Here is a 25,867-nt window from a genome sequence, read left to right on the forward strand (position 1 = left end):
TAGCCGTTAATAACTGGTAACCAGTTGTTGCCGGCAACGGTAATGCATCTGTGCAAGATTAATTAACTTATCAAGCAGTTCGCTGTAACCAATTCCACTTGCCTGCCATAATTTGGGATACATACTTATAGTAGTAAATCCGGGCAGGGTATTGATTTCGTTAAAATATATCTTGCCGGTCTGCTCATTAACAAAAAAATCAACTCGTGCCATACCTTTGCATTTCAGGCGGGTAAAAATTTCCCCTGCCATCTGCTGCAACTTTGTAACCAGCTTATCGTCCAGCCGGGCCGGGATATGCAACTCAGTCTGATCGCTCTGTAAATATTTGGCCGCATAGGAATAAAAGCCATCGGCATGATTAACTTTGATTTCACCAGCAATACTGACATGAGGAGCCGCAGACGGGTTATCATTTTCAAGGACTGCTAATTCAATTTCACGTCCTTGAAGGAACTCTTCAACCAGAATAGTTTCGTCATAACGCAATGCATCATCAATCGCAGCGCTCAATTCAGCCGTATTACCGGCTTTATGGATACCCACGCTTGAACCAAGCGAGCAAGGTTTGACAAATACCGGGAAACCAAATTCAGCAGCGATTTGCTGGCAGAATTTCTGCCGCTCTGCCGGCGAAGTATGCCAGGATAACGACTGATAGCGTGCGCACTGTATCTGGTCATCACAGGCAAGCCGGCGAGCCATGTCCTTATCCATACCGATCGCAGACGATAACACATCGCAGCCGACAAATGCCGTGTCCGCCAGTTTGAATAATCCCTGGATACAACCATCTTCATACAAAGGGCCATGAACAACGGGAAAAATAACCTCGGCATTAATTGCCAATCGGCCATTATGCAACAGGCTGGGCAGACGCTGTGATTTGGCAGTCGTTACTGGCAAACTGTCTTTGCAGGTCATGAGCTCGTCATAATCATTCAGATAAAAAGCGCCTTCCTTGTCCATTGCAATTGGAATGATGTTGTATTTACTGGCATTCAGCTGGGCCAGAACCGAAGCGGCTGAGAGCAATGAAACTTCATGCTCGCCGGACTTGCCGCCGTATAAAAGCACCAGGTTAACCGGTTTTGTCATTATAAATCTCCAATGATATGCACTTCTCTGACAAGGTCTATTGCTGTTTCCTGATGCACAGTATCGTGGACCAGGTTAATAAGTGACTCAATATCATTTGCTGAAGCCGTACCATGCTGATTAATTATAAAATTCGCATGTTTGGTAGAAACAACCGCTCCTCCAATCTGCCTGCCCTTTAAACCACAGGACTCAATCAGGCGGGCCGCATAATTTCCAGGAGGGTTACGAAATACAGAGCCGCAATTATATTCGCTTGTTGGCTGCGTGTCAGCCCGATGTGCAAGTAATTCTTTAATCAATTGCAGTGATTTTTCCTTCTCGCCGGTTTCCAGACGGCAAACCGCTGCGACAAACCATTCATCCGGGCTCAATCCGGATACATGCCTGTAACTGATATCGAACTGATCGGCCTTGCGAATGCGGCGTTCGCCGCGGCGGTTTATCGTTTCCACTTCAACCACCCAACGCCAGGTTTCACTATTAAAGCAACCGGCATTCATTCTCAACGCGCCGCCCATAGTGCCGGGAATACCTGCCCAGAATTCGCCGCCTGCCAGATTATTACGGGCAGAGAACCGCGCCATACTGGCACAAGAAACGCCCGCTTCAACCCGAATGTGGTTTTCATCCAGCAACTGCAGATCTTTCAGGCAACCCTGAGTCAGAATTACTGTCCCGGAAAAGCCGCTGTCCCGGATCAGGGAATTACTGCCAAGCCCTAACCACAACACCGGCTCCTCAGCTGGCAATTGCGTTAAAAAATTCGCCAGATCATCAATACTGACAGGCTTATACAAGCGCGCTGCCAAGCCGCCGACGCGCCAGGTGGTGTAATCAGCCAAAGGTTCATTATGCAGCAATTGTCCCTGCCATACCGGTTTGTCAATTAGTACATCAGCATCCGTATCATTCACGCTGTTTCTCGCACTGTGTTCATTAAATTAAGCGCCAGTTGGCCAACACTGCCAGCACCCTGCATTAAAATAACATTCCCTTCTGCAACCAGTTCATCCAGCGTCTGCTCAAGGCTTTGCTCATTGACTAAGCGTGCGTTCGGTAACCGGACTTTAATTTCCTGCAGCAGACTCTGGCTTGAAACATTGGGTATTGCCGTTTCACCAGCCGAATAAATATCCATCAATAGCAATTCATCAGCCTGGCTTAACGCTTCGACAAACTGGGGAAACAGCGATTGGGTTCTGGTATAACGGTGCGGCTGAAATACATGGATTAGCTTTTTATCAGGCCATACCTTGCGGAAAGCATCAATTGTAGAAATAATTTCCTGGGGATGATGTCCATAGTCATCAACTACGGTTGCCGAACCATGCTCAAAACGGCGCTCGCCCAGGAGCTGAAAACGACGTCCTACACCCTGAAAATTCAGTAACCCGTTAATAATGGATTGATCATCAACCGCCAGCTCAGTAGCGATTGCAATAGAAGCCAGCGCATTTAATACATTGTGCTTGCCCGGACACTGGAATTTAACCGTAAGCGGGTTATGCGGTTTTGGCCGCTCTATGGTAAATTCGCTTACCAGTCCTTTTTGAGTCCAGTTAACCGCACGGTAATGGGCATCTTCATGAAAACCATAGGTTAGCGTAGGACGTTCGATTGAAGGGATAATCCGGCGCACTTCTTCATCTTCGAGACAAACTACCGCCAGCCCATAAAAAGGCAGGTGATGCAAAAACTCAATGAAAGTATTACGCAGCTTGTCAAAATCATCATCATACGTACCCATGTGATCGGCATCGATATTGGTAACAACCGCCATCATGGGTTTTAAATACAGGAATGATGCATCGCTTTCATCCGCTTCAGCGACAAAATAGGCGGATTTACCCAACTGGGCATTAGCGCCGCAACTATTTAATTTTCCGCCAATCACAAAACTGGGATCAAGCCCACCCTCTGCCAGCAGGCTGCTAACCAGGCTGGTTGTCGTTGTTTTACCGTGCGTGCCGGCGATAGCAATACCATGACGAAAACGCATCAGCTCTGCCAGCATTGCTGCTCTTGGAATAACTGGAATCAATTGTGCACGAGCGGCAACCACTTCAGGATTATCATTGCCTACCGCAGTTGAACGCACAACCACATCAGCACCGATGATGTTATCGACATCATGGCCGATAAATACTTTAATACCAAGCGATTGCAATCTTTGAACAACCCGATTTTCACTCAGATCAGATCCGGTTACCCGGTAGCCTTCGTTATGCAATACTTCGGCTATCCCACACATACCGGCACCGCCGATACCAATAAAATGAATTTGCTCTACCCGTCCCATCCTTGGTGAAAGAAAGTTTTTCAAGTTGTCCACAAAGTTCCCCTTCTCTATGCAGATGGCGAGCGCAGTCCTAGCGCTTGCCAGCGATTTTCATGATCAATGCGCAATAATAACGCAATAACCAAACAATTAATAATGATACTTGCACCACCGTAACTCAACATCGGTAACGTTAGCCCCTTGGTCGGCAATAAACCGGAGTTAACGCCCATATTAATCGCCGCCTGCAAACCCAGCCAGAATGTCAATCCATAAGCTGTGTAGGCAGCAAACAACCGTTCCTGGTAAAAAGCGGTATAGCCAATCATAAGCCCTCTAAATACCAGTATACTATACAAAGACAGCACGAGCAGAACGCCCAGTAAGCCCAATTCCTCAGCCACCACAGCAAAAAGAAAATCAGTATGAGCTTCCGGCAAATAAGACAGCTTCTGAACACTGTCGCCCAACCCGACCCCCATCCAGCCGCCACGGCCAAAAGCAATCAAAGACTGGGTTAACTGATAACCACTGTTAAACTGATCCGCCCAGGGATCAAGAAAAGCGGTAAGTCGGGCCATTCGGTAAGGCGACGACACAGCCAGCAATGCCAAACTGCAGGCTACAACAATCAGCAAGCCAATATAGTAGCGGATTTTTACGCCGCCTAGAAATAACAATGCCATGACTGTACCTGAAATTACAACTGTTGCGCCAAAATCAGGTTCCATAAGCAATAAAACAGCAAAAAGCCCTAATACGATCATGGGCCTGATAAAACCATAAATTGATTCGCTGATTGCTTTCTGCTGACGCACCAAATAACCAGCCATGTAAAAAATCATCGCCAGCTTGGCGATTTCCGACACCTGTATCCCTATCGGCCCCAATGCGAGCCAGCGCCGGCTGCCATTGACCACCCGGCCAATACCAGGAATCAGCACAACCATCAGCATCAGCAGGCAGATAAATACCAGCGGCACGCTGAATTTTTCCCAGGTGCTGCTGTCTATCCGCATAGCCAGAATCGACACAAAAAAACCAACAGCCAGAAAACAACATTGCCGGATCAGAAAATGAAACGGATTGTGATAATCTTTAGTTGAGATCATCACTGAACTGGACGCAACCATCATTAAACCAATGATAACAAGTCCCAGTACAGCCGCAATCAGCCACTTGTCATACAGCGCTAATGGCCGGCTGGAGGGTTTGCCGCGTTGATTATAGTGACGTGGCTGCATGATTATAGCTGCTCTGCCAGACGGGTAAACTCTTCGCCGCGCTGATTAAAATCACGGAACATATCCAGGCTGGCGCAGGCTGGCGATAGTAATACGACATCACCTGGCTGCGCGTATTGGCGAGCCTTATTCATCGCCTGCTCCAACGTCTCGGCCCGGGCTATGTCCGTCAAACCGGATAACGCTGCTTCAATTTTTTCTGCGTCCTTCCCGATTAGGGCAACAGCACGGACATGCTCGGAAACTACGGAACGCAATTCCCGAAAATCGGCGCCTTTACCCAAACCGCCGGCGATTAATACAATTTTTCCGGTGATAGAACCGCCAATACCCGCAATCGCCGATATAGTCGCTCCAATATTTGTACCTTTAGAGTCGTTGATCCAATCCACTCCATCCAGTGTCCTTACCCATTGGCAGCGATGAGGCAAACCGGCAAAGCTTTTCAGGATCTCTGTAACTGCTTCAATTTTAATTCCGATTGCAGTTGCCAGGGCACTGGCTGCCAGAGCATTCTGCCAGTTATGCCGGCCTTTAATCAGCATTTGATCAACAGCGAGAATCAATTGTTGGCCATAAGCCAGATAATCCCGCCCATCCTGTTGGATAATACCCCAATCATTTTGCTGCTTAGGCTGATTAAGACCATAGCCAACAAGCACGCTGTCCGCAGATTTCACATTATCGGCTGGATAGGTCTGGCTATCATCATAGTTATGCACTATCGTTTTAGCTTGCCGGTAAATACGTTGCTTGGCCTCTGTGTAAGCAGCCATAGTATGATGACGATCCAGATGATCAGGGGAAACATTAAGGATAGCCGAGGCTTCAGGTTTGAGCGAGTACAGTAAATCAAGCTGGAAACTTGATAATTCCAGTACCCATAAATCATGCTCATCAGCGCTATCCAGCAGCTCAAGTACAGGCAATCCGATATTGCCCGCCACAGCAACCTTGAGCCCCGCAGCTTTTGCCATTTCGCCAACCAGCGTCGTGACGGTTGATTTGCCATTGGTACCCGTTATCGCAACTACGGGCGCTTTGATTTCACGGGCAAGGCATTCGATATCGCCAACAACGGGAATATTGCGTTGTTTTGCCTGCTGAATAAATGGCTCGTCCAGACTGATACCGGGACTGGTAATAATTTCGATAACCTGATCGTAAAGTTCGGGTGGAAATTCCCCTAAAAAAACATCTACGCCAGGAAATCGGCTCTTGAATTCATCCAGCCCTTCCACCTTGTTTCGGGTATCAAATACCACGAAAGGCAGATTCTTCCGATGCAAATAACCGGCTATTGAATTGCCGGTTTTCCCTAGTCCTGCTACGAGATAAAGAGCCTGATTCATAAGTGCCCGCCTAACGTAATTTTAAAGTTGCCAAACCACACAAGACAAAAACAACGGTCATAATCCAGAAACGAACGATTACTTTCGGTTCTGACCATCCTTTCAACTCAAAATGATGATGCAAAGGCGCCATCCGGAACAAACGCTTACCGCCAGTATATTTGAAATACCCTACCTGCAAAATCACTGATACCGTTTCGATGACAAACAAACCGCCCATAATTAGCAGCACCAATTCCTGACGCACGATTATCGCCACCGTTCCAAGAGCAGCGCCCAGCGAAAGCGAACCCACATCGCCCATAAAAACCTGGGCAGGATAGGTGTTATACCACAGAAAACCAAGGCCCGCTCCGACAACCGCAGAACAGAAAATGGTCAATTCACCGGTATTGGGTACAAATGGAATAGAGAGATAATGCGCATAAACCGCGTTACTGCTAGCATAGGCGAACACACCTAACGCACCGGCAACCATGACAATTGGAACAATTGCCAGCCCATCAAGGCCATCGGTCAGGTTAACCGCGTTACTGCTGCCTACGATCACAAAATAAGCCAGAATAGGGAACAAAGGCCCAAGATCAACAAACAGATTTTTGAAAAAGGGAATAGTCAATTCGGTATGCAAGGGAATACTGTCACTGAAATAAATGGCAACAATTGCGATAACTGCAATCACGGACTGCCAGATGTATTTCCATCGCGCCGGCAGGCCCTTACTGTTTTTACGCACAACCTTGCGGTAATCATCCACCCAGCCGATCAGACCATAACCCACGGTAACAAAAAGAACCAGCCATAATGCCGGTTGACGCAGATCACCCCACAACAGGCTACTCGAAGTAATAGCCAGCAGGATTAACACACCGCCCATGGTAGGCGTACCGGCTTTTGATAAATGACTTTGCGGTCCATCATCGCGCACCACTTGCCCCATTTGAAGGCTTCTGAGCCAGCGAATCATCAATGGACCACAGAACAACCCGACCAGCAAAGCAGTCAGAGCCGCCAGAATTGAGCGGAAAGTCAAATATTGAAAAACTCTGAATGCATGATACTGTCCCTGCATAAGCTGCGTTAACCAGTAAAGCATGTTATTTATTCCTCTTAAGAATTGCTGGCGAAAACGTTTGTTTCAGCCATTGGGATAAAGGTTAAAAACGGGCAAGAATATCATATGTTCCGTATTTTAACCTACCAGTTCATGCACAATTTTTTCCATCGCCGCCGAGCGGGAACCTTTTACCAATACAGTAGTATCCTCGCCCATTTCGGGTAATAAATCACGCACCAATTCAGCTTGAGTTGAATAATGCCTGGCACGCTCGCCAAATGCTTTACTGGAGTATTCACTATGACGCCCACAAGTTAACAATAAATCAATTCCCTGTGCTTGCGCAACCCGTCCGATCTCTTCATGATGCTGGGCGGTCCAGTCGCCAAGCTCTCCCATATCCCCCAGAACCAGGATGCGGCGTCCCGTGCGCTTGGCCAGTACTGATACAGCGGTTAATACTGAACGCAGATTAGCATTATACGTATCGTCAATGATCACGGCCTGATTTTTACCTTGCAAATAAGTCAGCCGTCCTGAAACGCCAGTAAACTGATTTAATCCTTCCGTAATATCAGCCAGACTGATGCCCGCTGCATAGCAGCAAGAGGCCGCGGCAAGCGCATTTCGAATTGTATGCTCGCCTGGAACCTGTAGCTTGATATTGATGTCACCCGCTGGCGTTACCATAGTGAATGAAGCACAGCCATTCTGATCAAATGCAATATTTTGGCTGTATAGATCCCGTGGTTTTTCAAGTGAAAAGCGAATGACTTTTTTATCGGCAAGCAGATTATCCCAAAAATGGGCATATTCATCATCGTCGTTAATAACAGCGGTACCATGCTGTGCCAGCCCCTGATGGATTTCACCCTTCGCACGGGCAACGCCGTCAATCGAGCCGAAGCCTTCGATATGCGCCGGAGCAATATTATTAATCAGAGTCACTGTCGGTTTAACAATCGCAACCGTATAGGCAATTTCGCCAATATGATTAGCGCCCAGCTCAAACACGGCATAGCGATGATTTGGCTCTAATTGCAACACACTCAGGGGGGCGCCAATATGGTTGTTTAAATTACCTTTGGTCGCATGGGATGGTTTCGGCAAAATCCGGGCTATCATTTCTTTAACTGTTGTTTTCCCGTTACTACCGGTTAATGCAATAACTGGACAATCAATCGTCGCCCGGTGGTGTGCCGCAATCTTTGCCAATGCTTTGAGGGAGTCGGCAACAATAAATTGCGGAATCGTTACCGAACTGTCCACACGCTCGCAAACGACCGCAATAGCGCCGCCTGACGCCGCGGAAGCAATAAAATCATGGCCATCAAACCGCTCTCCGCGGATAGCTATAAATAAACAGCCCGGCACAATTTTACGGCTATCGGTACAAACTGCCGTAATTTCAGCTGACGTTGTTACCTTTCCGCCTAAAAGCCCGGCTATCGTATTCAGATTCATTGCTTCTCCCCGCGCAGATTGGATCTGTTTGACCCACACATTAAATTTGATTAAGCCAAAATTTCCTCAGCACCAGTCTCTTCCTGAATATTCAATATTCGGTAGTAATTTTTTAACGCACTATTGGTCAACGGGCGTTGCCGATCATCCAATAGCTGCGCATCAAGGCCATCGCTTAAATGCCGTGCCGTTTCCAGCATAATCGAAAAACGCTCAGCATCAATAACCGGATTTCCCGAAGACTGCATAAACAGACACAATCCCCGTACACTGAACGCGCCGATATTCTGTAAATCAAAAACGCCTGACGCGGTCGCCGCAGCCAGACTGCAGACCACAGGCCCTTGGCCATTCGCATGCTGATGGCGATGAAATAAATTACCTTCGCCAAAACGCAATCCGGCAGCCAATACCGTCTGCAAAAGCTCGTAGCCTGCCAATTGACGGTTTTCCTTGGCTAGCAGAAAAATCATGATTGACTTGCCGCCTTCGGTTTTAGCTTCCTGGCGTGAAGTAGATGCTTCCTCTTTCTCTTCATCAATAAAAACGCGCGGCCTTTTTTCGGCAGCCGTTTCAATAACCGGAAAATCATCGTCATTATCCAACGTATCGTCCTGGCTTATTTTTCGCACTGCAATAATGTCGTCAAACTGTTTATCAGCACCGAGAGAAGGCTGTGCTGTTACCGGTAGATTAAGGCTTTGCCGTCTTGCTTTCATTAAGCGGCCTATTGCCGCAATAACGCCGATAAGCAACAGCACATTGAGTATTAAACTCCAGTTTGCCTGCATGGTTATAACCCCTGTTTACTTTAATTTGTTAACACTAACACAAGATTAAGCTTCCGTCATCGCCAATGCCTGTTCAACATCAACGGCAACTACACGCGATACCCCTGGCTCTCGCATCGTCACTCCTATCAAGTGCTCTGCAAGCTCCATGGTTACTTTATTATGTGTAATAAAAAGGAACTGGACGTGTTGCGACATTTCTTTAACCATGGCACAAAAACGACCAACGTTTACGTCATCTAATGGCGCATCAACCTCATCAAGCATACAAAACGGCGATGGGTTAAGCTGGAAAATAGCAAAAACCAGCGCCACTGCAGTCATTGCCTTTTCACCGCCAGAGAGCAGATGAATAGTACTATTGCGTTTGCCCGGCGGCTGCGCCATTACAACCACTCCGGCCTCGAGCAGATTGTCGGAAGTCAACTCCAGCAACGCGCGTCCGCCGCCGAAAAGACGAGGGAACAGCGATTGGAAAGCCTGATTGACTTCATCAAATGTCTGCTGCAACCGTTGTCTTGTTTCCTTATCCATTTTTTCAATTGCCGCCTCAAGCGTCAATAAAGCTTCGTTTAAGTCATGATATTGGGCATCCAAATGCCTTTTGCGCTCCGACTCACTGTCATATTCCTCGATTGCAGCCAGATTAATTGCCCCAAGACGCTTTATTTTTTCAACAATATCAAGCAATTGCCGCTCACGATCGGCAACTGTAGTTCCAGGCGGAATCATGGCCAGCAGTTGCTCGCGATCCTGTCCCAATTCAGCCAGGCTTTCCAATAGGCCTTCTGCCCGTACAAGCAGTGCCTGCATTTGCAATTGGGCCTGCTGTAATTTCTCCTGAATAATCCTGGCGAGTTTTTCTTCCGCTCGCGCGCCTGTTTCTTTCTGCTCCAGATGCTGGTTAAAAGTATCAAGTTTTTCACGCTGCAAAGCAATTTTTTCTTCCAGTTCGGTATGGAGCATCAATTTTTCATTTAGGCTATTGCCCAGTGAATCATCCGGCGACTCGACCGTAAGCAGCAGTTCAACCGTTGTTTCCAGACGTTCCCTAATCAGCTCAAGCCGTGCTTCATCACGAACAATATTTTCGCCAGTCTGTTTCATTAGCAATTGCTCCCGCTCCCGTTGCAATTGCATTTGATGGCATTCAGCCTGCACTGTCTCGGCTTTTTGCCTGTAATTCGCCAATAAATCATCCCAATGGCTCTTTTCCTGATTCAGTTTATTTTCCTGAGCGGCATATTGCTCACGCACAGCTGAGGTCTGATTCAGTGCCTGCTCCGATTCCTGTTGTTGTTCTGCCAGTTCTTCCAGACGGTCGTTTAACTCTTCCTGCTCGGTAAGTAACCGGGTTCTGGCGGATTGTAATTGTTGTTGCAGACGCTCTTTGGCAGCAATTTCCGTTTCGCAGGCACGTAGTTTCTGCTGTTTATCCGCCAACAACTGTTTGGCAGTATTCAACTCACCCGCGGTTTGCTCTAGCGCTTCACGCAAATGATCCCGGCCAGCCTTCAACTGTTCAAGCTCCGCCTTGCTCTGCTCACACTCAAGATTTAATTGTTTGAGCGTCTGTTGTCTTACAAGCAGACTGGCAGATTTATCGTTTTTATCCCCCAGGATGCGCAACCAGCCCTGAGCGAGCCAATACCCATCGGCGGTAATAATCGATTCATGGCAGTCAAGCTGCGTAAGCCAGCTAAATGCCTCAGCCAAGGTAGCTGCAGTATAAATACTATCCAGTGCCGGATAAAGCGCCGGTTTAAAGCCGCTGATTTTATCGGCAAGAGTTGGAAACTGAACCTTACGAACCTGTTCCTTGGCTGCAATAGTAAATTGCAGCGAAGCATGCCTGACCGTTTCAACCTGCGGCAGTAATTGTTCAAAATCATCAACAACAATAGCTTGCAAGGAATTGCCCATAATAGCTTCACAAACCGATTGCCATTCAGAATCAACGGTCATCACATCAAGCAACCTCTGATTGGATTGCCATTGCGTCTGTTTGCCTGCCTCTGTGTCCTGGCCATTTTTTGCAGCCGCCAGAATTGCACTTAATGCAGCCTGCTCTGCCTTAATCTGATGGTAATTATCCTGTTTTTGATGGAGTAATTTTTCGGTATTCGCTGCCTGGCGGCGCTGCTCTTCTGCTGTAGTCAACAAGGTTTGGCAGCGATTTTCTTCCTGTTGTACTTCTGCTTGCAGCCCGGGAAGGCATTGGCGTAATTGTTCAATCGCCGCATCATCGACATCACTACTCAGTTGACGCAGTTCATCCTGGATTTTCTCTGCCCGCAGCATTGCTTCCTGCCGACGCTGTGTCAAATGCTGTTGCTTTAATTGTTCAAGCTGGATTTCTTTATTCGCATTGGCAAGATTTGCCTGGATAACCCGCATATCCGCCTGCCAGGCGGTATATTGTTGCTGGGCCTGGTCGCAGGTTAACTGCGCCTGTTTAAGCGCCTGCTCAACCTGCTCCAGATTATGCAGTAAACTGGTTAGCCGTTTTTCGCTCTCATCACGGGTTTCACGATCCTGGCCAAGCTGATTAACCAGCTGCTGCCAGTCACCCTGAAGCTGTTGCTGTTCCTGTTGCAGCCGTTGTTTTTCGCGTTGTTGCTGTTGAATATTTTCTTCAAGGCGGGCTATTTCCGCAGCCAACTGGTAAAAACCGGTCTGCAAATGCTGGTAATTGTCGCTTTCCTGATGGATGATCTCGCGCAGTTCCGTCGTTTGCAAATACCCCGCAGCGACAGCTGACTGATGCTTTTCATAATCAACTGACCATTCTTGCATTTGCTGTTCAAGCGTTTGCTGTTCCTGATTCAGCCCCTGCCATTTTAACGCCTGAATTTCAGCGCGGCATTGCTGCTCTTCCTGCTTAAGCATCTGATATTTCTCAGCGGCTCTGGCCTGACGTTCAAGACGTTGTAACTGCTTATCCAGTTCATCACGGATATCGGCTATCCGAGCCAGATTATCACGGGTATGGCCGATACGGGTAAGCGTTTCGCGGCGACGTTCCTTGTATTTGGAAATACCAGCCGCCTCCTCGAGATAGACTCTCAGATCCTCGGGACGCGCTTCAACGATTTTTGAAATCGTACCCTGGCCAATAATGGAATAACCGCGTGCTCCGGCTCCCGTACCTAGAAAAATATCCGTTATATCGCGCCGACGGCAGCGTGTACCGTTAAGATAGTAAGATGAGTCGCCATCCCGGGTTACAATCCGTTTAACTGAAATTTCCTGGTAACTGGCATATTGACCGGTTAATCGTCCAAGGCTGTTGTCAAAAATCAACTCAACCGAAGCCTGTCCGACGGCTTTACGATTGGAAGAACCGTTAAAAATCACATCGGTCATTGACTCGCCGCGCAGGTTTTTCGCCGAGCTTTCTCCCATTACCCAACGCACAGCGTCAATAATATTTGATTTCCCACAACCATTAGGCCCGACAACGCCTACAAGCTGGCTTGGAAAAGGCACTGGGGTCGGGTCAACAAAGGATTTGAATCCGGCTAGTTTTAATTGTTTTAAATGCATTTGTAGCGAAACCTTGGAAAGTACGTAAATTGTAACTCACAAAGTCGCCAATGGTGAAGATGCTCACCGCCATTAAGTTGAGAATACTGTCATTCCCGCGAAGGCGGGAATCCATTTCTCAAGTTGGCTCCTTACCTTGTTTGATGGATGGATCCCCGCCTTCGCGGGGATGACAAATTTCCTTAACTTTATGGCAGTGATGAAGAGAGCTTTTACTACATTCGCAAATTTTTCATTTATTAATCTTTGACTTAATACAATTAATTGCTAATCTAATTTAAAGCACTCAATATAGGTATAGGTTAGGATGACCCACGATAACGAACTCGGCGAACTGATGCGTTCCGTTGCAGAAAAAAGCTTGCAAGTGCTGTCAGGATTTAAAAAACAGCCCAACCAGGTTCCAGCGCTTATTGAACAATACATTGATTTAACTACGGATTATCAATCCCTTTTGTTGAGTATGTTAAAAAATCCTGAGAAAGTCTGGCAGATGCAGATTGCCTACATGCAGGATGCGATGAGCCTTGCACAGGAACAATTAGGCTATTGGCTGGAAGGGAAACCGATGCCGATTGACGACAGACGTTTCAGTGGCGAAGAATGGTTGAATAATCCATTTTTCAATCTGCTAAGCCAGCATTATCTGTTAGCCAGCGAGCACATGAACGCCCTGCTTGAGCAAATGGATTACGGCGACAAACAACTTGCACGGCGAGTACAATTTTTTGCCCGGCAATATATGGATGCCCTGTCACCCGCAAATTATTTACATACTAACCCGCAATTGATGGCTGAAACCATTCAAAGTCATGGTAAAAATCTGTTGCGCGGCTTGCAAAATCTGTTGACGGATCTGGATGCTGGTTCATCACGGTTAATTATTAAGATGACCGATACTGATGCATTCAAGATTGGCGAGAACATTGCAACCACTCCCGGAAAAGTCATTTTCCGTAATGATATGATGGAATTAATCCAATACACACCCGCCACTGAAAAAGTGCATGCAATTCCGCTGTTGATTATCCCACCCTGGATTAACAAATATTATATCCTCGACTTAAGTAAACATAACTCTTTTATTGGCTGGCTGGTCCAGCAGGGAATTACGGTCTTTGTTATCTCCTGGGTTAATCCTGATGCCTCGTATGCGGGGAAAGGGCTATATGATTATCTTAATGAAGGGCCAATGGCTGCAGTCGAAATTATTCAGAATCAGCTTGCGGTAAAACAGGTGAATGCTCTTGGGTTTTGTATAGGCGGAACCCTGCTCGCATGCATGCTTGCTTACTACAAAGCGCATAATCAAAACCCGATTAAGAGCGCAACCTTCCTGGCTGCAATGATTGATTTCAGCGATCCTGGCGATATTTCAGTTTTCATCGATGAACATCAAATCCGCCGGCTGGAAGAAAAAATGAAGCTGAAGGGTTATCTGGACGGCCGCTTTATGGCCAGTACCTTTAATTCATTACGAGCTAACGACCTGGTATGGTCGTTCTTCATTAAAAATTACCTCCAGGGTAAGAATCCGGTTCCATTCGATATTTTATACTGGAACGCAGATGCGACTAATATGCCGGCAAAAATGCATTCCCAATATTTGCGCTGGATGTATCTGCATAATGATTTAATTAAACCTGGCAAGATTAAGCTGAATAATACGCCGCTTGATATAAGCCAGATTGATACTCCGACATTCTTTGTTTCCACCAAGAAAGATCATATTGCTCCTTGGCAAACAACTTATATAGGTTTCAGCAAGCTTAAAGGCAAAAAGCGTTTCCTGCTTGGCGGTTCAGGCCATATTGCCGGTATTATCAATCCGCCCGCGGACGGAAAATACAATTTTTACCGTAACGCCAGCATGACCCAAACTGATGAGGAGTGGATAAAAAACGCTCAAGAAGTACCCGGCTCCTGGTGGCCAGAATGGCTGGAGTGGCTGCAGAAAGAATCCGGCAAGCTAATTAATGCACCTGATTTGGGAACATTACCTTATAAAGCAATCATGAATGCGCCAGGTAGTTATGTTTTGAAGACGTATAAGAATGAAGAGCAGGAAGAGATGGGAAGTTAAACTCCGTCATAAACAATGCAGGTTGAGGAACTCCCTCTCCCGTACCGGGAGAGGGTTGTGGACACAGCCCTTAAGTTAAGAAAATTGTCATCCCCGCGAAGGCGGGGATCCATCCATCAAACAAGGTAAGGAACCAACTTGAGAATGGATTCCCGCCTTCGCGGGAATGACGGTATCATTAACTTAATGGCAGTGGGAGTTGGGGAGAGGGAAAATAGCTCTGGATAAACCTAGGTATTACTCTCTTCCATATACTGACGCAATTTCTTCATAGCACTTTTCTCCAGCTGCCGCACCCGCTCTGCCGACACGCCGTACTTATCAGCCAAATCATGCAATGTTGCCTTATCATCAGCAAGCCAGCGCTGCTGCAGGATATCCTGGCTGCGCTCATCAAGACGTTCAAGCGCATAATGCAGGCTTTCACGGCCATGCTCGCCGCTGCGCTCTTTTTCAACCTGATAGGCCGGGTCGCTGCTGGCGTCATGCAGATAATGAGCTGGTGCTTTATATGCATCTTCCTCATCATCCAGAGCCGCGTCATAGGAAGCATCCATAGCGCTCAGACGCTGTTCCATCACCAAAACCTCTTCCGGACTAACCCCAAGATCCCGGGCGACAGCTTCAACTTCATCATTATTGAACCAGCAGCCCAGGCGATTTTTCATCCCGCGCAGGTTAAAAAACAGTTTACGCTGAGCTTTCGTGGTCGCAACTTTCACAATACGCCAGTTTCGCAATACGAACTCATGAATTTCGGCTTTAATCCAATGTACGGCAAACGACACCAGACGAACGCCCATTGCAGGATCAAAACGTTTAACCGCCTTCATCAGGCCAATGTTCCCTTCCTGAATGAGATCATTTAACGGCAGGCCGTAACCCAGATATCCTCTGGCTACTCGAACAACGTAACGTAAATGGGCAAGAACAAGCTGCCGTGCGCTTTCCAAATCGCCTTCATTGCGGAAACGCTCGGCACAGGCGGTCTCTTCCTCAGCGGAAAGCATCGGTATCTGGTTGACATAATGAATGTACGCATCGAGACTGCCCATTGGCAACGCCAGAGAGGCCAGCTGTAACTGCTGCTGATTCATAAACTACTTCCTCCAGTATCAATAACCTGGTTTGGACAAACCGTCCAGTGTAATGTGAATACCGTTATATAATAATCCGTTTCAAACCAGGATGGAACTCTATAGGTACAAAATATTTACCATAGCAAATTATAGCGAATTTACCATATTTTACACAACTATTCTTTCTTCAAAAATCAGACCAATTTCTCTCATTCCATTAAAAAAACAAGCAATACCGCACATCTATCTGATCTATACTAAAAATATATGCGTATGAGGAATGCGATGGTCGATTCAAACGAGAATGATAACGAGTGGCAGAAGACGTGGGAAGCAGAACTGGGTGCATACTCAGAAACTCCCTCATCCTACACTCGCGCTCCACAACCAGAAAAATTAGCCGCGCCACTGCCCTTACCTGAACCTGAACAGCCAGTTTTGGAAAAATTTGAGGTCTTATGGGAGCAACAAGCAGCTGCGCAGGAAATTGAGAATCTGTACAAAACGGATGAACAAAAAACAAATGCGCCAGAAGCAGATTTACCAGAAGCTGATGCATCAGACACGGAGGATGAAGCCATTGATGAGGACATGGAGGAATCCCTTTCAGATCAATTGCTGGCAGCAATACATCAGTTAATAGAAAAAATTACTGCGATGGTTTCAGAATATCTGCCTGATAATAAACAAGAGAGTGAGCAGAACAATGAAATGGAGAATAATGCAGACAACACAGGACCAGCAATATGAATACCAGACTCAGAATTAAACCCCTGTTAAACAGGTTGGAGCCTGAAATCCAGCAGCTCAAGCAATTGATTACTGATTTGGCTCAAATTGACAGCCCTTATAAATCCAAATGGCAATCATTAAAAAATATAACCGAAACAGGTGAATTAACGCCGAACAGTGCAAAAATACAAGTGAATACGCTTGTATATAGCATGGGAGAATTCAGCAAAATTCTGGCTGCAGTTTTAGAGGATAATACAGCAAAAGGGCAATACATACGTGCCGGGATTCTCGACAGATGTCAGACACTGCAAAAAAATTTACAGGCCAGGATTAAACAGTAACTCGCAAATGTTAAAAAAGCGTAGGTTGGGCTGTGAAGCCCAACAACACGATTAATGCGTTTTACGGCTCTATTGCTGCCAACTGCCTTTTCACCGACAACCGTGCGCCCAGCCAGCCGAGAGCAATAGCGGCCAGAACAATCATATAAGCCTGTTTTACCGATAATCCCAGCAGCGGATAACGCATGTGATAAACCGAAGCGAGTTCTTCAATAGCCACTGCAATGCTCAGCATAATAATATTGGTAAACAAGATCGCAAAAATCGCGCCCGCCAAACCATACCAAATCCCGGAATATAAAAAAGGCCTTAAGATAAATGCATCAGTTGCGCCAATCAGTTTAAGAACCTGAATTTCTTCATGACGATTTTGAATCGCCAACCGCAGAGTATTACCGATAATTAATACCACCGCCGAGGCCAGTAACGCCATCAAGGCATTGGCAATTTTGCTGACAAAGCCCAAAATAGCATCCAGGCGGGTTATCCATTCCATATCAAGCTTTGCCTGCTCTACTTGCGGTAAAGCACGCAAACGATCATAAAGCTGTTGCAATTTTAATGGATTATCGATTGTAAGCGCGGGCGTGATGCTCACTACAGCCGGCAACGGATTTTCAGGTAAATATTTTACAATATCATTCATCCCTTCCTGTTGCTGCAACTCTGCCAATCCTTCCGCAGGCGTTTTCATTGTTGCCTGCCCTACACCATCAACCGCACGGATCTGACCCAACAAAACGGCATCTTCACCGGTACTTTGCTTCAGATACAGTGATATATGGCCGCTACGCTGCCAATCGGCGGTCAAATGTTCAACATTGTCGCTGAAAACCCAAAATAACACCGGCAATGTCAGAGCGATTGCTATAACGATAACCGTCATCATCGTTGCCAATGGCCGACGGCATAGAAAATTGAAGCTGTTTGTCGCTGCCTGCACGTGATACGCAGCCAACGCCTGGAGAGCATCTAGCATAAACGGCCTCCTTTCAGCATGACAATACGATGCCGCATGCTGGCGATTAAAGCCAAATCATGGGTGGCAATCAAAATAGTTACTCCAACCTGATTAAATTGCTCAAAAATTTTCATAATTTCGGCTGAGAGGCCAGGATCGAGATTGCCGGTCGGTTCATCAGCCAACAGTAAAGCCGGTTTATGGACAACCGCGCGGGCAATCCCTACGCGTTGCTGTTCCCCTCCAGACAGGTGCATAGGAAGTACTTTCTCTTTATTTAAAAGACCGACCATATCAAGGGCCGCATGCACTCGCTTGGCAATCATCACCGGCTGAACGCCCCTAATTTGCAAGGGTAAGGCAACATTATCAAATACCGTGCGATCATTAAGCAGATAAGGCGATTGAAATGTGATGCCAAGGCTGCTGCGAAACGCAGGAACCTCTTTTTCCTTCAATTGGTTTAAACGAACGCCATTTACCATCAACTGGCCAGAAGAAGGCGTTTCAAGCTTCGCGATTAATTTCAGCAAAGTACTTTTCCCTGCGCCGGAATGCCCGGTCAGAAAAACCATTTCGCCTCTGGCCAATGAAAAATTAATCTGGCTGAGAGCCTCATAACCGCCCGGATAACGCTTGGTAACCTGATCGAAGTTAATCATCGTTAAAAATTGCCCTGACAAATTGCTGTGCATCGAAAGGACGTAAATCGTCTATGCTTTCGCCAATTCCCAAATATCGCAATGGTATCGCTAATTCGTTAGCGATAGCAAACAGTATTCCCCCTTTGGCCGTACCGTCAAGCTTGGTCATGGTAATACCGGTCAAACCGATTGCCTGATGGAATTCACGTGCCTGATTAAGAGCATTCTGCCCGATACTGGCATCAAGTACCAGCATTGTTTCATGCGGTGTTGCCGGGTCGAGTTTTTGCATAACCCGTTTTACTTTTTTCAGCTCTTCCATCAAATTATTCTGAGTATGCAGCCGGCCGGCAGTATCCGCAATCAATACATCAATTCCGCGCGCTTTAGCAGCCTGCAAGGCATCATAAATCACTGACGCGCTATCCGCTCCGGTATGCTGGGCAATAACAGGAATCTGGTTGCGCTCCCCCCATACCTGCAATTGCTGAACCGCCGCTGCCCGGAAAGTATCGCCGGCGGCAAGCATGACTTTTTTGCCTTGCTGCTGGAATTGTTTGGCCAGTTTTCCAATTGTTGTCGTTTTGCCGGCGCCATTTACTCCAACGGTCAGAATTACAAAGGGCGATTTATCCTCTGTTTCAATATCCAGCGCTTTGGTATTCGCCTGGAGACAGCCCTCCAGACGTTTTTTCAGCGCTTCAAATACGGTATCGCCATCGGTTAATTGTTTCCGTGCCAGGCTTTCGCTCAAATCCTTTAATACGGCCTGAGTCGTTTCCATACCAAGATCGGCAGTCAGCAGCAAGGTTTCCAATTCCTCAAGCAAATTGGCGTCTATTGTTTTCTTACCAAGCAACAAACGACCTATGCTATCGCCGAACTGTTGTCGGGTTTTGCTCAGACCCTGTTTAAAACGGGCATAAAACCCCATTTTGGCAGAAGTCTCCTGCTGGCTATGAGGCGATTCATCACTGCCCGCAGCTGCAATTGCCGTGTTTGTCTGGGGTTCAACCGCTAATGTTTCGGGGGAAACATCCCCCTGATTTTTCTTAAACCATTTAATCATATAGGTATACAAAACAAAGGAAATATGGAATTCTATCACCTTTTTTGCTTAGGAGTTAATCCATGCGTTATGTATTGATGATTATTCTGTCGTTATTGTCATGGCAAACCATGGCAGACGTCCAGAAATTTACTTTGGAAAACGGTCTTAAGATTATTGTCAAAGAGGATCATCGCGCCCCGGTTGCGGTATCGATGATGTGGTATAATGTTGGCTCAGCAGACGAGCCAGGCGGGATTACCGGTGTATCGCATGCGCTTGAACATATGATGTTTAAAGGCACTCCCAAATATCCCATGGGCGTATTTTCCAAAACAGTCGCCAGTGTCGGCGGTCAGGAAAATGCATTTACCAATTTTGATTATACCGCCTATTTTGAAAAAATCGCGGCTGCGCAATTGCCGATCAGTTTTGAACTGGAAGCTGACCGGATGCAAAACCTGCTGCTGGACAAGGCTGAATTCGCCAAGGAAATCAAAGTCATTCAGGAAGAACGGCGATTAAGAACAGACGATAACCCACAGGCCCTGGCTTTCGAACGCTATATGGCAGAAGCGCATCTGACAGACCCCTATCATCACCCGGTCATCGGCTGGATGGGCGATTTGGAACAGATGACCGCCGGCGATGTAAAGGCCTGGTATCAGAGCTTTTATGCGCCGAATAACGCAACCCTGGTGGTAGTCGGCGATGTCGATGCCAATAAAGTTCGCGATTTGGCCCAGCTTTACTTTGGCAATCTGCAAAAGCGTCCGACTTTTGTACGTAAACAACAAATTGAACCGCCGGCGCTTGGCCCAAAATACCAGGAAATCCACGCACCAGCGCAGTTGCCCATGTTAATGTTTGGCTATACTGTGCCCAGCGTAAAAACAGCTGACAATAAATGGGAGCCTTATGCGCTGGAAGTAATTGCCAGCATACTTGATGCCGGCGAAAGCTCACGGCTTGCCAAAAATCTGATCCGCGGCAGCCATATCGCAAGCAGCGCTGATGTTTATTATAATCTGTATACACGGTATCAAACCCAGTTCATCTTTTTCGGCACGCCAACGCAAGGCCAAAACCTGGATAACCTGAAAGCCGGCATGCTGAAAGAAATTCAGCGCTTACAGAACGAACCTGTCAGTGAAGCCGAGTTGAAGCGAGTAAAAACCCAGATCATTGCCCAGAAAACTTTTGAAAAAGATTCAATATTCGGCCAGGCAATGGAACTTGGTTTGCTTGAAACGATAGGATTGGGAACAGACGCGGCTGATCAATATACCGCACAGATTCAAGCGATAACGCCGCAACAGGTGCAACAGGCTGCACGCCGATTTTTTACTGAACGCGCAATAACCGAAACCCGATTATTTCCTCAAACTGCAAATAAGGAACAACAATGAAAACACGATTGACCTTACTTGCTGCTTTAGCCTTTTCGTTAACCCTGAATGCACAGGCTGGCAGTTTTAACATCGAGCGCTGGCAAACCAGTAACGGCGCACAGGTGGTTTTTCACCAGGCCATGGAAGTTCCCATGCTGGATGTGAATGTCGCCTTTGCAGCAGGCTCAGCCTATGACGGTAAAAATTTTGGCTTAAGCGCGCTAACTACCGAATTGCTTGATCAGGGTAATGCGCGATTTGATGCAAACCAGATAGCAGAAAAACTGGCTGATACCGGCGCACAATACGAGAGTGAAACGTCACGCGATATGGTCATGTTGCATTTGAAAACCCTGACCAGTGAAGACGCGCTCGCCCAGGCAATGGAAACTTTCAGCCTTATTATTACTAAACCCGCTCTACGTTTCGATGCGTTTAACCGGGAAAAAAGCCTGTTGTTAAGCCGGATAACTCAGCAACAGGAGTCTCCTGATGAAGTTGCCAATATCGCTTTTTTCAGCAAGCTCTACAAAAATCATCCCTATGCCCACCCGATAAATGGTACCAGCCAGACCGTTAAAATGCTGTCGCTCAATCAGGTACGTAATTTTTATAAACAATATTTTGTTGGGAACAATGCCTATATTGTCATTGTAGGCGCTATAGATAGCGCCAAAGCGCATGAATTGGCCGAACAGCTGGTTAAAGATCTGCCGTCAGGCCAACATGCACCAGCAATTATTAAAGCGACGCCGTTAGCCGCTGCGGAGAAAGCGAATATTCCCTACCCTTCTTCACAAACCGTTCTGCGTTTGGGGCAGATAGGAATTGATCATACCGTTCCTGATTATTTTGCGTTAATGGTCGGCAACTATGTTCTTGGCGGCGGTACCATGGTCTCACGGCTCGCCGATGAAGTCAGGGAAAAACGCGGCCTGACTTATGGCGTAGTCAGCCAGTTCATGCCAATGCCGGGTGATGGACCATTTATTATCAGCCTGTCGACCAAAAACAGTCAGGCCGTACAAGCCCTGCAAATCACCGAAGAAACGATCAAAGGCTTTTTACAAACGGGCGCAAATGAAGAAGAATTAACAGCAGCCAAACAATATTTAACCGGCAGTTTCCCGCTGTCATTAGCCAGTAACAGCAATATTGCCGGGTTACTGATGCGAATGATGTTTTACCATCTGCCAGATGATTACCTGGATACTTATACAGCCCGTATTGAAGCCGTGACATCTCAGGAAATTAAACAGGCATTTGACAAACATATTCGGCCTGACGCCATGCTTCTGATCACTGTAGGCAAGGCATGAAACAGACCGTAAGAATCATTGGCGGCAGATACCGGGGCAAAAAGCTTTCATTCCCAGCAATTGAAGGCTTGCGCCCTACGCCCGACAGAATCAAAGAAACACTGTTCAACTGGCTGATGCATGACATCCATAACCTGCGCTGTCTTGACGCCTTCGCCGGCAGCGGCGCATTAGGATTTGAAGCATTTTCACGCGGTGCGCAACATGTCACCCTGATTGAAGCGTCAGTACCGGTATTTCAAAATCTCAAAAAACAGGCACAACAATTTGACTCTCCCGCATTACAGGTAATAAACAGCGATGCCCTTGCTTTTCTAAGAAAAACAACCGTAAGTTTTGATTTGATTTTTCTTGATCCGCCTTTTGCGGACAATTTGTGGGGGGAATGCCTGCAGCTACTGGAAAATTCCGCTTGTCTGGCCAAAGGCGGACTTGTTTATCTGGAATCACCGCAGCTGATTGAGCTTAATCTGGAACATTGGGAGGCTTTAAAATCCAAACAGGCGGGTCAGGTTTATTATACGCTTTACAGGAAAAGATAAGAGTTAAGTGGTGGATACCCCACTGCCATTAAGTTAAGATACTGTCATTCCCGCGAAGGCGGGAATCCATTTCTCAAGTTGACTCCTTACCTTGTTTGATGGATGGATCCCCGCTTCGCGGGGATGACACATTTTCTTAACTTAATGGCAGCGGATACAGCCGCTCCCAACAAAACAATTTTACATTGATAAAAGACTTAAGCTTGACAACCAGGCAAGCACCTGTTTCAATCTGTACAATACTGTTCGATAATAAAAAGCGTAAAAACAAAAATGAATAAAAAGCTCATTATGCTTATTGCCGCAAGTGTATTGCTTCAAGGTTGCGGCAGTCGTACATTCATGAAACCGCCAATTAACGACCCCAGCGACGATGCAACCATCAAACTGGCAGAAGCTGCGTCGTCTGTAAGCGACTCCATGCTTGAAATGGCTAAAGTTGAAAAAGTAATTACGCCGCCAACAAAAGATAACACAATAACTATCCCTAATGCCTATAATTTGCAGGCAAGAGCATCTGTTGACTGGTCTGGCCCAATTGAAGAATTAACGTCCAGGATTGCAAAAGCAGGCCATTTCCGATTACGCGTGTTAGGTAAAGAGCCTGCCGTACCGGTATTAATCAGCCTTACCGCCAAAGATGAAAGCCTTGCCGAAATCTTACGCCATATCGATTATCAGGCCGGCAGAAAAGCCGATATTCATGTTTATCCCAATAGTCAGGTAGTTGAATTACGCTATGCCAAAATTTATTCTTAAATTAGCAGTGACCTGTCTGGCTATTATACTGGCAGCCTGCACTTCAACAACAATACGAGGCCCTGTCGGTAATACAGCTACGCTTGCCGGACTGAAAGCTATGGCAAGCAACAATAAAAGCACCAGAATGCGCAATCGTCATCAGATGAGCAAAATCCGGGAAATGGCTTTAAAGGAAATTGCACTGAGCCTGGGCGCTCAGGCCGGGCTGGCATGGCGTGCTGATTATATCAACGAGGAATTAACCAAAAATGCCCGCAGATTAGATACAGTGTATGATTTTAATTCCCTGGTACTTGAGCATAATATCCTGCCGCCAGTATTACTCGAAGGCCGCAATACGCTTAATCTCGCTGATACCCAGACAATTCGGATCTCTGATCGTACATACAAGGTTGCCAAACAGGCACGCTTTATAACCACCCCTCCTACCTGGCGGCAATATCTTTGGATGGATTACAAACGCCCCGAACAACCGGATATCACTTTATTACCTAAAACCCGTGCAGAAAAGCAGCTCTGGTGTCTTTATGTCGAAAAAGGGTGGAAAAACGGAAGCGAACAGGCTAATACTATACTTGAGGAAAGCATTGCACGCTTAAAAGAAGATTTCAGCGGCATGATTCTATACCGCAAGCTGTATGCAATGAACATGGTATCGCCGCCATATGTTTCACATACTGACTTGGGCGTAACAGGCGATGCCTCCGAAATGCATATTGATGATCGCGTATTGCGCATCACCGCATTGCCTGCGTTAAATATCAATAGCCAGGAATGGCGGGCTGCGGTTGCAAAAGATGAAAATGCGCTGGAACACTTTAAGAATATGGAAAAATTAGCTCAAAATAACCAGATCGTTATTACTAGTAAAAACTGGCAACCTCAAATAGCGCCAGTTAACTGAAAACCGGGATAATTATGAGCAATATCCGTTTAATGCCTGATGAGCCTAGCCGGTTTACGCCGGCTTTTATGGATAAAATGCTGTTGCATGCAGAAAGTCTGCATGCGTCAGATATTACCATCCAGACTGGTTCGCCTATTTATGCCGAGGTTTACGGCCAATTAATGAAGTTGACAAACCGTAACCTGTCAAACACCGAGTTAGGTGATTTAATTAACTCAATTTACGGCCCTAACGCAACCACGCAATTGCTGTCTGGTAAAGACATCGATACCCATTACGAATTTCGCCCCAATCGCGGCGTACGTTACCGCTACCGGGTGAATGCGACTGCCTGTCTGGTTGATGGTCATGATGGCATCCAAATCACGTTACGTACAATTCCTACCACACCGCCAAAACTGGAAAGCATGAACCTTCCGGCGCATGTCCTTGAAGCAGTAGCGCCGCAGGAAGGGATTGTGTTTATCACTGGTGCAACAGGTTCCGGTAAATCGACATTACTGGCATCCATTATCCGGGATTTGATTGAAAAAGATGATTCACATAGAAAAGTGTTGACTTACGAATCGCCTATCGAGTTCGTATATGATGAAATTCCCACAATTTCGGCAGTTGTCAGCCAATCTGAAATCCCGCGCCATTTACCTAACTTTGCGGATGGAGTGAGAAACGCGCTGCGTCGTAAGCCAAGGTTAATAATGGTGGGAGAGTGTCGGGATGCAGAGACAATTAGCGCCGCGCTGGAAGCTGCGTTAACCGGCCACCCGGTTTATACCACGCTGCATACATCAGGTGTCGCCGAAACAATGCGTCGTCTGGTTACTTCATTCGCGGGTGAAGAACGCCTGGGAAGGACTATTGATATTCTGGAGACGATTAGGCTTTGTATCTGGCAAAAACTGGTCCCTACTATCGATGGCAAGCGGGTAGCATTACGTGAACATCTGATTTTTGATGAGGAAGTCCGCGATATTCTCCTCGAAAGCGATCCCAACGATGTCACCTCAACAACGCGTAAACTGGTCAGGGAGCGAGGGCAATTAATGACCACCGATGCGCGTATCAAATTTGAGCAGGGAATTATCAGCGAACGCATGTACAAGCTGATTATCGCCGGCACGAAAGAACAACACGAGTAGGTTGGGTCGTTTGGCCCAATGGCGCTGCCTTAAGCTGTACAAAAATTGCGATATAGAAAAAAAGAGCTAAATATATATAGAAA

Annotated in this window: 22 protein-coding genes; 9 read left to right on the forward strand and 13 right to left on the reverse strand. The window is 46.7% G+C overall.

Annotation, left to right across the window (positions count from 1 at the left end; translation table 11 throughout):
- Positions 1-6: 6 nt before the first annotated feature.
- The 9 genes from ACFORL_RS07800 to smc all read right to left on the reverse strand — a co-directional run bounded on the left by ACFORL_RS07800 (position 7) and on the right by smc (position 12,833).
- A complete protein-coding gene (locus ACFORL_RS07800) occupies positions 7-1,098 on the reverse strand; it encodes a D-alanine--D-alanine ligase family protein (protein ID WP_382342759.1) in 1,092 nt (363 codons plus the stop codon).
- Complete coding sequence (gene murB, locus ACFORL_RS07805; protein ID WP_382342761.1) at positions 1,098-2,015, reverse strand: UDP-N-acetylmuramate dehydrogenase; 918 nt, start codon at positions 2,013-2,015, stop codon at positions 1,098-1,100. The genes ACFORL_RS07800 and murB overlap by 1 nt, the downstream gene beginning before the upstream one ends.
- Positions 2,012-3,400: a UDP-N-acetylmuramate--L-alanine ligase gene (murC, locus tag ACFORL_RS07810; RefSeq protein WP_382342802.1), complete on the reverse strand. Its 1,389-nt coding sequence runs from the start codon at positions 3,398-3,400 to the stop codon at positions 2,012-2,014. The genes murB and murC overlap by 4 nt, the downstream gene beginning before the upstream one ends.
- A 47-nt stretch (positions 3,401-3,447) precedes the next feature.
- Positions 3,448-4,623, reverse strand: a complete 1,176-nt coding sequence (ftsW, locus tag ACFORL_RS07815) for a putative lipid II flippase FtsW (RefSeq protein ID WP_382342763.1) — start codon at positions 4,621-4,623, stop codon at positions 3,448-3,450.
- 2 nt (positions 4,624-4,625) lie between these two features.
- On the reverse strand, positions 4,626-5,975 hold the full coding sequence (gene murD, locus ACFORL_RS07820; RefSeq protein WP_382342765.1) for a UDP-N-acetylmuramoyl-L-alanine--D-glutamate ligase: 1,350 nt from the start codon (positions 5,973-5,975) through the stop codon (positions 4,626-4,628).
- Between the two features lie 10 nt (positions 5,976-5,985).
- Positions 5,986-7,071 carry a phospho-N-acetylmuramoyl-pentapeptide-transferase gene (mraY, locus tag ACFORL_RS07825; RefSeq protein ID WP_382342767.1) on the reverse strand — a complete coding sequence of 362 codons (1,086 nt, stop codon included), beginning with the start codon at positions 7,069-7,071 and terminating at the stop codon, positions 5,986-5,988.
- A gap of 96 nt (positions 7,072-7,167) precedes the next feature.
- Positions 7,168-8,496, reverse strand: a complete 1,329-nt coding sequence (locus tag ACFORL_RS07830; RefSeq protein WP_382342769.1) for a UDP-N-acetylmuramoyl-tripeptide--D-alanyl-D-alanine ligase — start codon at positions 8,494-8,496, stop codon at positions 7,168-7,170.
- 50 nt (positions 8,497-8,546) lie between these two features.
- Positions 8,547-9,287 (reverse strand): cell division protein ZipA C-terminal FtsZ-binding domain-containing protein, encoded by a 741-nt coding sequence (locus tag ACFORL_RS07835; protein WP_382342771.1) that lies wholly within the window; start codon positions 9,285-9,287, stop codon positions 8,547-8,549.
- Between the two features lie 45 nt (positions 9,288-9,332).
- Positions 9,333-12,833 (reverse strand): chromosome segregation protein SMC, encoded by a 3,501-nt coding sequence (gene smc / locus ACFORL_RS07840; RefSeq protein ID WP_382342773.1) that lies wholly within the window; start codon positions 12,831-12,833, stop codon positions 9,333-9,335.
- Positions 12,834-13,140: 307 nt separating this feature from the next.
- On the opposite strand from smc, the gene ACFORL_RS07845 reads away from it, so the two are divergent.
- Positions 13,141-14,916 carry a PHA/PHB synthase family protein gene (locus ACFORL_RS07845; RefSeq protein ID WP_382342775.1) on the forward strand — a complete coding sequence of 592 codons (1,776 nt, stop codon included), beginning with the start codon at positions 13,141-13,143 and terminating at the stop codon, positions 14,914-14,916.
- Between the two features lie 230 nt (positions 14,917-15,146).
- Here ACFORL_RS07845 and rpoH read toward each other — a convergent pair whose 3' ends face one another.
- Positions 15,147-16,013 carry an RNA polymerase sigma factor RpoH gene (gene rpoH / locus ACFORL_RS07850; RefSeq protein ID WP_382342777.1) on the reverse strand — a complete coding sequence of 289 codons (867 nt, stop codon included), beginning with the start codon at positions 16,011-16,013 and terminating at the stop codon, positions 15,147-15,149.
- A gap of 267 nt (positions 16,014-16,280) precedes the next feature.
- On the opposite strand from rpoH, the gene ACFORL_RS07855 reads away from it, so the two are divergent.
- A complete protein-coding gene (locus ACFORL_RS07855) occupies positions 16,281-16,745 on the forward strand; it encodes a hypothetical protein (protein ID WP_382342779.1) in 465 nt (154 codons plus the stop codon).
- Positions 16,742-17,071, forward strand: a complete 330-nt coding sequence (locus ACFORL_RS07860) for a hypothetical protein (RefSeq protein ID WP_382342781.1) — start codon at positions 16,742-16,744, stop codon at positions 17,069-17,071. Before ACFORL_RS07855 ends, ACFORL_RS07860 begins: the two co-directional genes overlap by 4 nt.
- A 61-nt stretch (positions 17,072-17,132) precedes the next feature.
- On the opposite strand, the gene ftsX is transcribed toward ACFORL_RS07860, so the two are convergent.
- Genes ftsX through ftsY form a run of 3 tightly spaced genes read right to left on the reverse strand, consistent with a single transcriptional unit; the run spans position 17,133 to position 19,610 of the window.
- Positions 17,133-18,050, reverse strand: coding sequence for a permease-like cell division protein FtsX (gene ftsX, locus ACFORL_RS07865; protein WP_382342783.1), 918 nt, complete (start codon positions 18,048-18,050; stop codon positions 17,133-17,135).
- Entirely contained in the window at positions 18,044-18,694 is a 651-nt protein-coding gene (gene ftsE / locus ACFORL_RS07870) for a cell division ATP-binding protein FtsE (protein WP_382342786.1), read from the reverse strand. The genes ftsX and ftsE overlap by 7 nt, the downstream gene beginning before the upstream one ends.
- Positions 18,687-19,610, reverse strand: coding sequence for a signal recognition particle-docking protein FtsY (gene ftsY / locus ACFORL_RS07875; protein WP_382342804.1), 924 nt, complete (start codon positions 19,608-19,610; stop codon positions 18,687-18,689). Before ftsY ends, ftsE begins: the two co-directional genes overlap by 8 nt.
- 197 nt (positions 19,611-19,807) lie before the next feature.
- Between ftsY and ACFORL_RS07880 the strand changes: the two genes are divergently transcribed.
- The 6 genes from ACFORL_RS07880 to dotB all read left to right on the forward strand — a co-directional run bounded on the left by ACFORL_RS07880 (position 19,808) and on the right by dotB (position 25,784).
- Entirely contained in the window at positions 19,808-21,133 is a 1,326-nt protein-coding gene (locus tag ACFORL_RS07880; protein WP_382342788.1) for a M16 family metallopeptidase, read from the forward strand.
- 8 nt (positions 21,134-21,141) lie between these two features.
- Positions 21,142-22,434 carry a M16 family metallopeptidase gene (locus ACFORL_RS07885; protein ID WP_382342806.1) on the forward strand — a complete coding sequence of 431 codons (1,293 nt, stop codon included), beginning with the start codon at positions 21,142-21,144 and terminating at the stop codon, positions 22,432-22,434.
- Positions 22,431-22,976 (forward strand): 16S rRNA (guanine(966)-N(2))-methyltransferase RsmD, encoded by a 546-nt coding sequence (gene rsmD, locus ACFORL_RS07890; protein WP_382342790.1) that lies wholly within the window; start codon positions 22,431-22,433, stop codon positions 22,974-22,976. The genes ACFORL_RS07885 and rsmD overlap by 4 nt, the downstream gene beginning before the upstream one ends.
- A gap of 273 nt (positions 22,977-23,249) precedes the next feature.
- Positions 23,250-23,735 carry a type IVB secretion system lipoprotein DotD gene (dotD, locus tag ACFORL_RS07895; RefSeq protein WP_382342793.1) on the forward strand — a complete coding sequence of 162 codons (486 nt, stop codon included), beginning with the start codon at positions 23,250-23,252 and terminating at the stop codon, positions 23,733-23,735.
- A complete protein-coding gene (locus ACFORL_RS07900; protein ID WP_382342795.1) occupies positions 23,716-24,642 on the forward strand; it encodes a type IV secretion system DotC family protein in 927 nt (308 codons plus the stop codon). Before dotD ends, ACFORL_RS07900 begins: the two co-directional genes overlap by 20 nt.
- 32 nt (positions 24,643-24,674) lie before the next feature.
- The gene (gene dotB, locus ACFORL_RS07905) at positions 24,675-25,784 is read left to right on the forward strand and encodes a Dot/Icm type IV secretion system ATPase DotB (RefSeq protein WP_382342808.1); all 1,110 of its coding nucleotides are present in this window, start codon (positions 24,675-24,677) and stop codon (positions 25,782-25,784) included.
- The last annotated feature ends 83 nt before the right edge of the window (positions 25,785-25,867 follow it).

It is taken from the genome of Legionella dresdenensis, from assembly GCF_042649825.1.
GTDB lineage: Bacteria > Pseudomonadota > Gammaproteobacteria > Legionellales > Legionellaceae > Legionella_C > Legionella_C dresdenensis.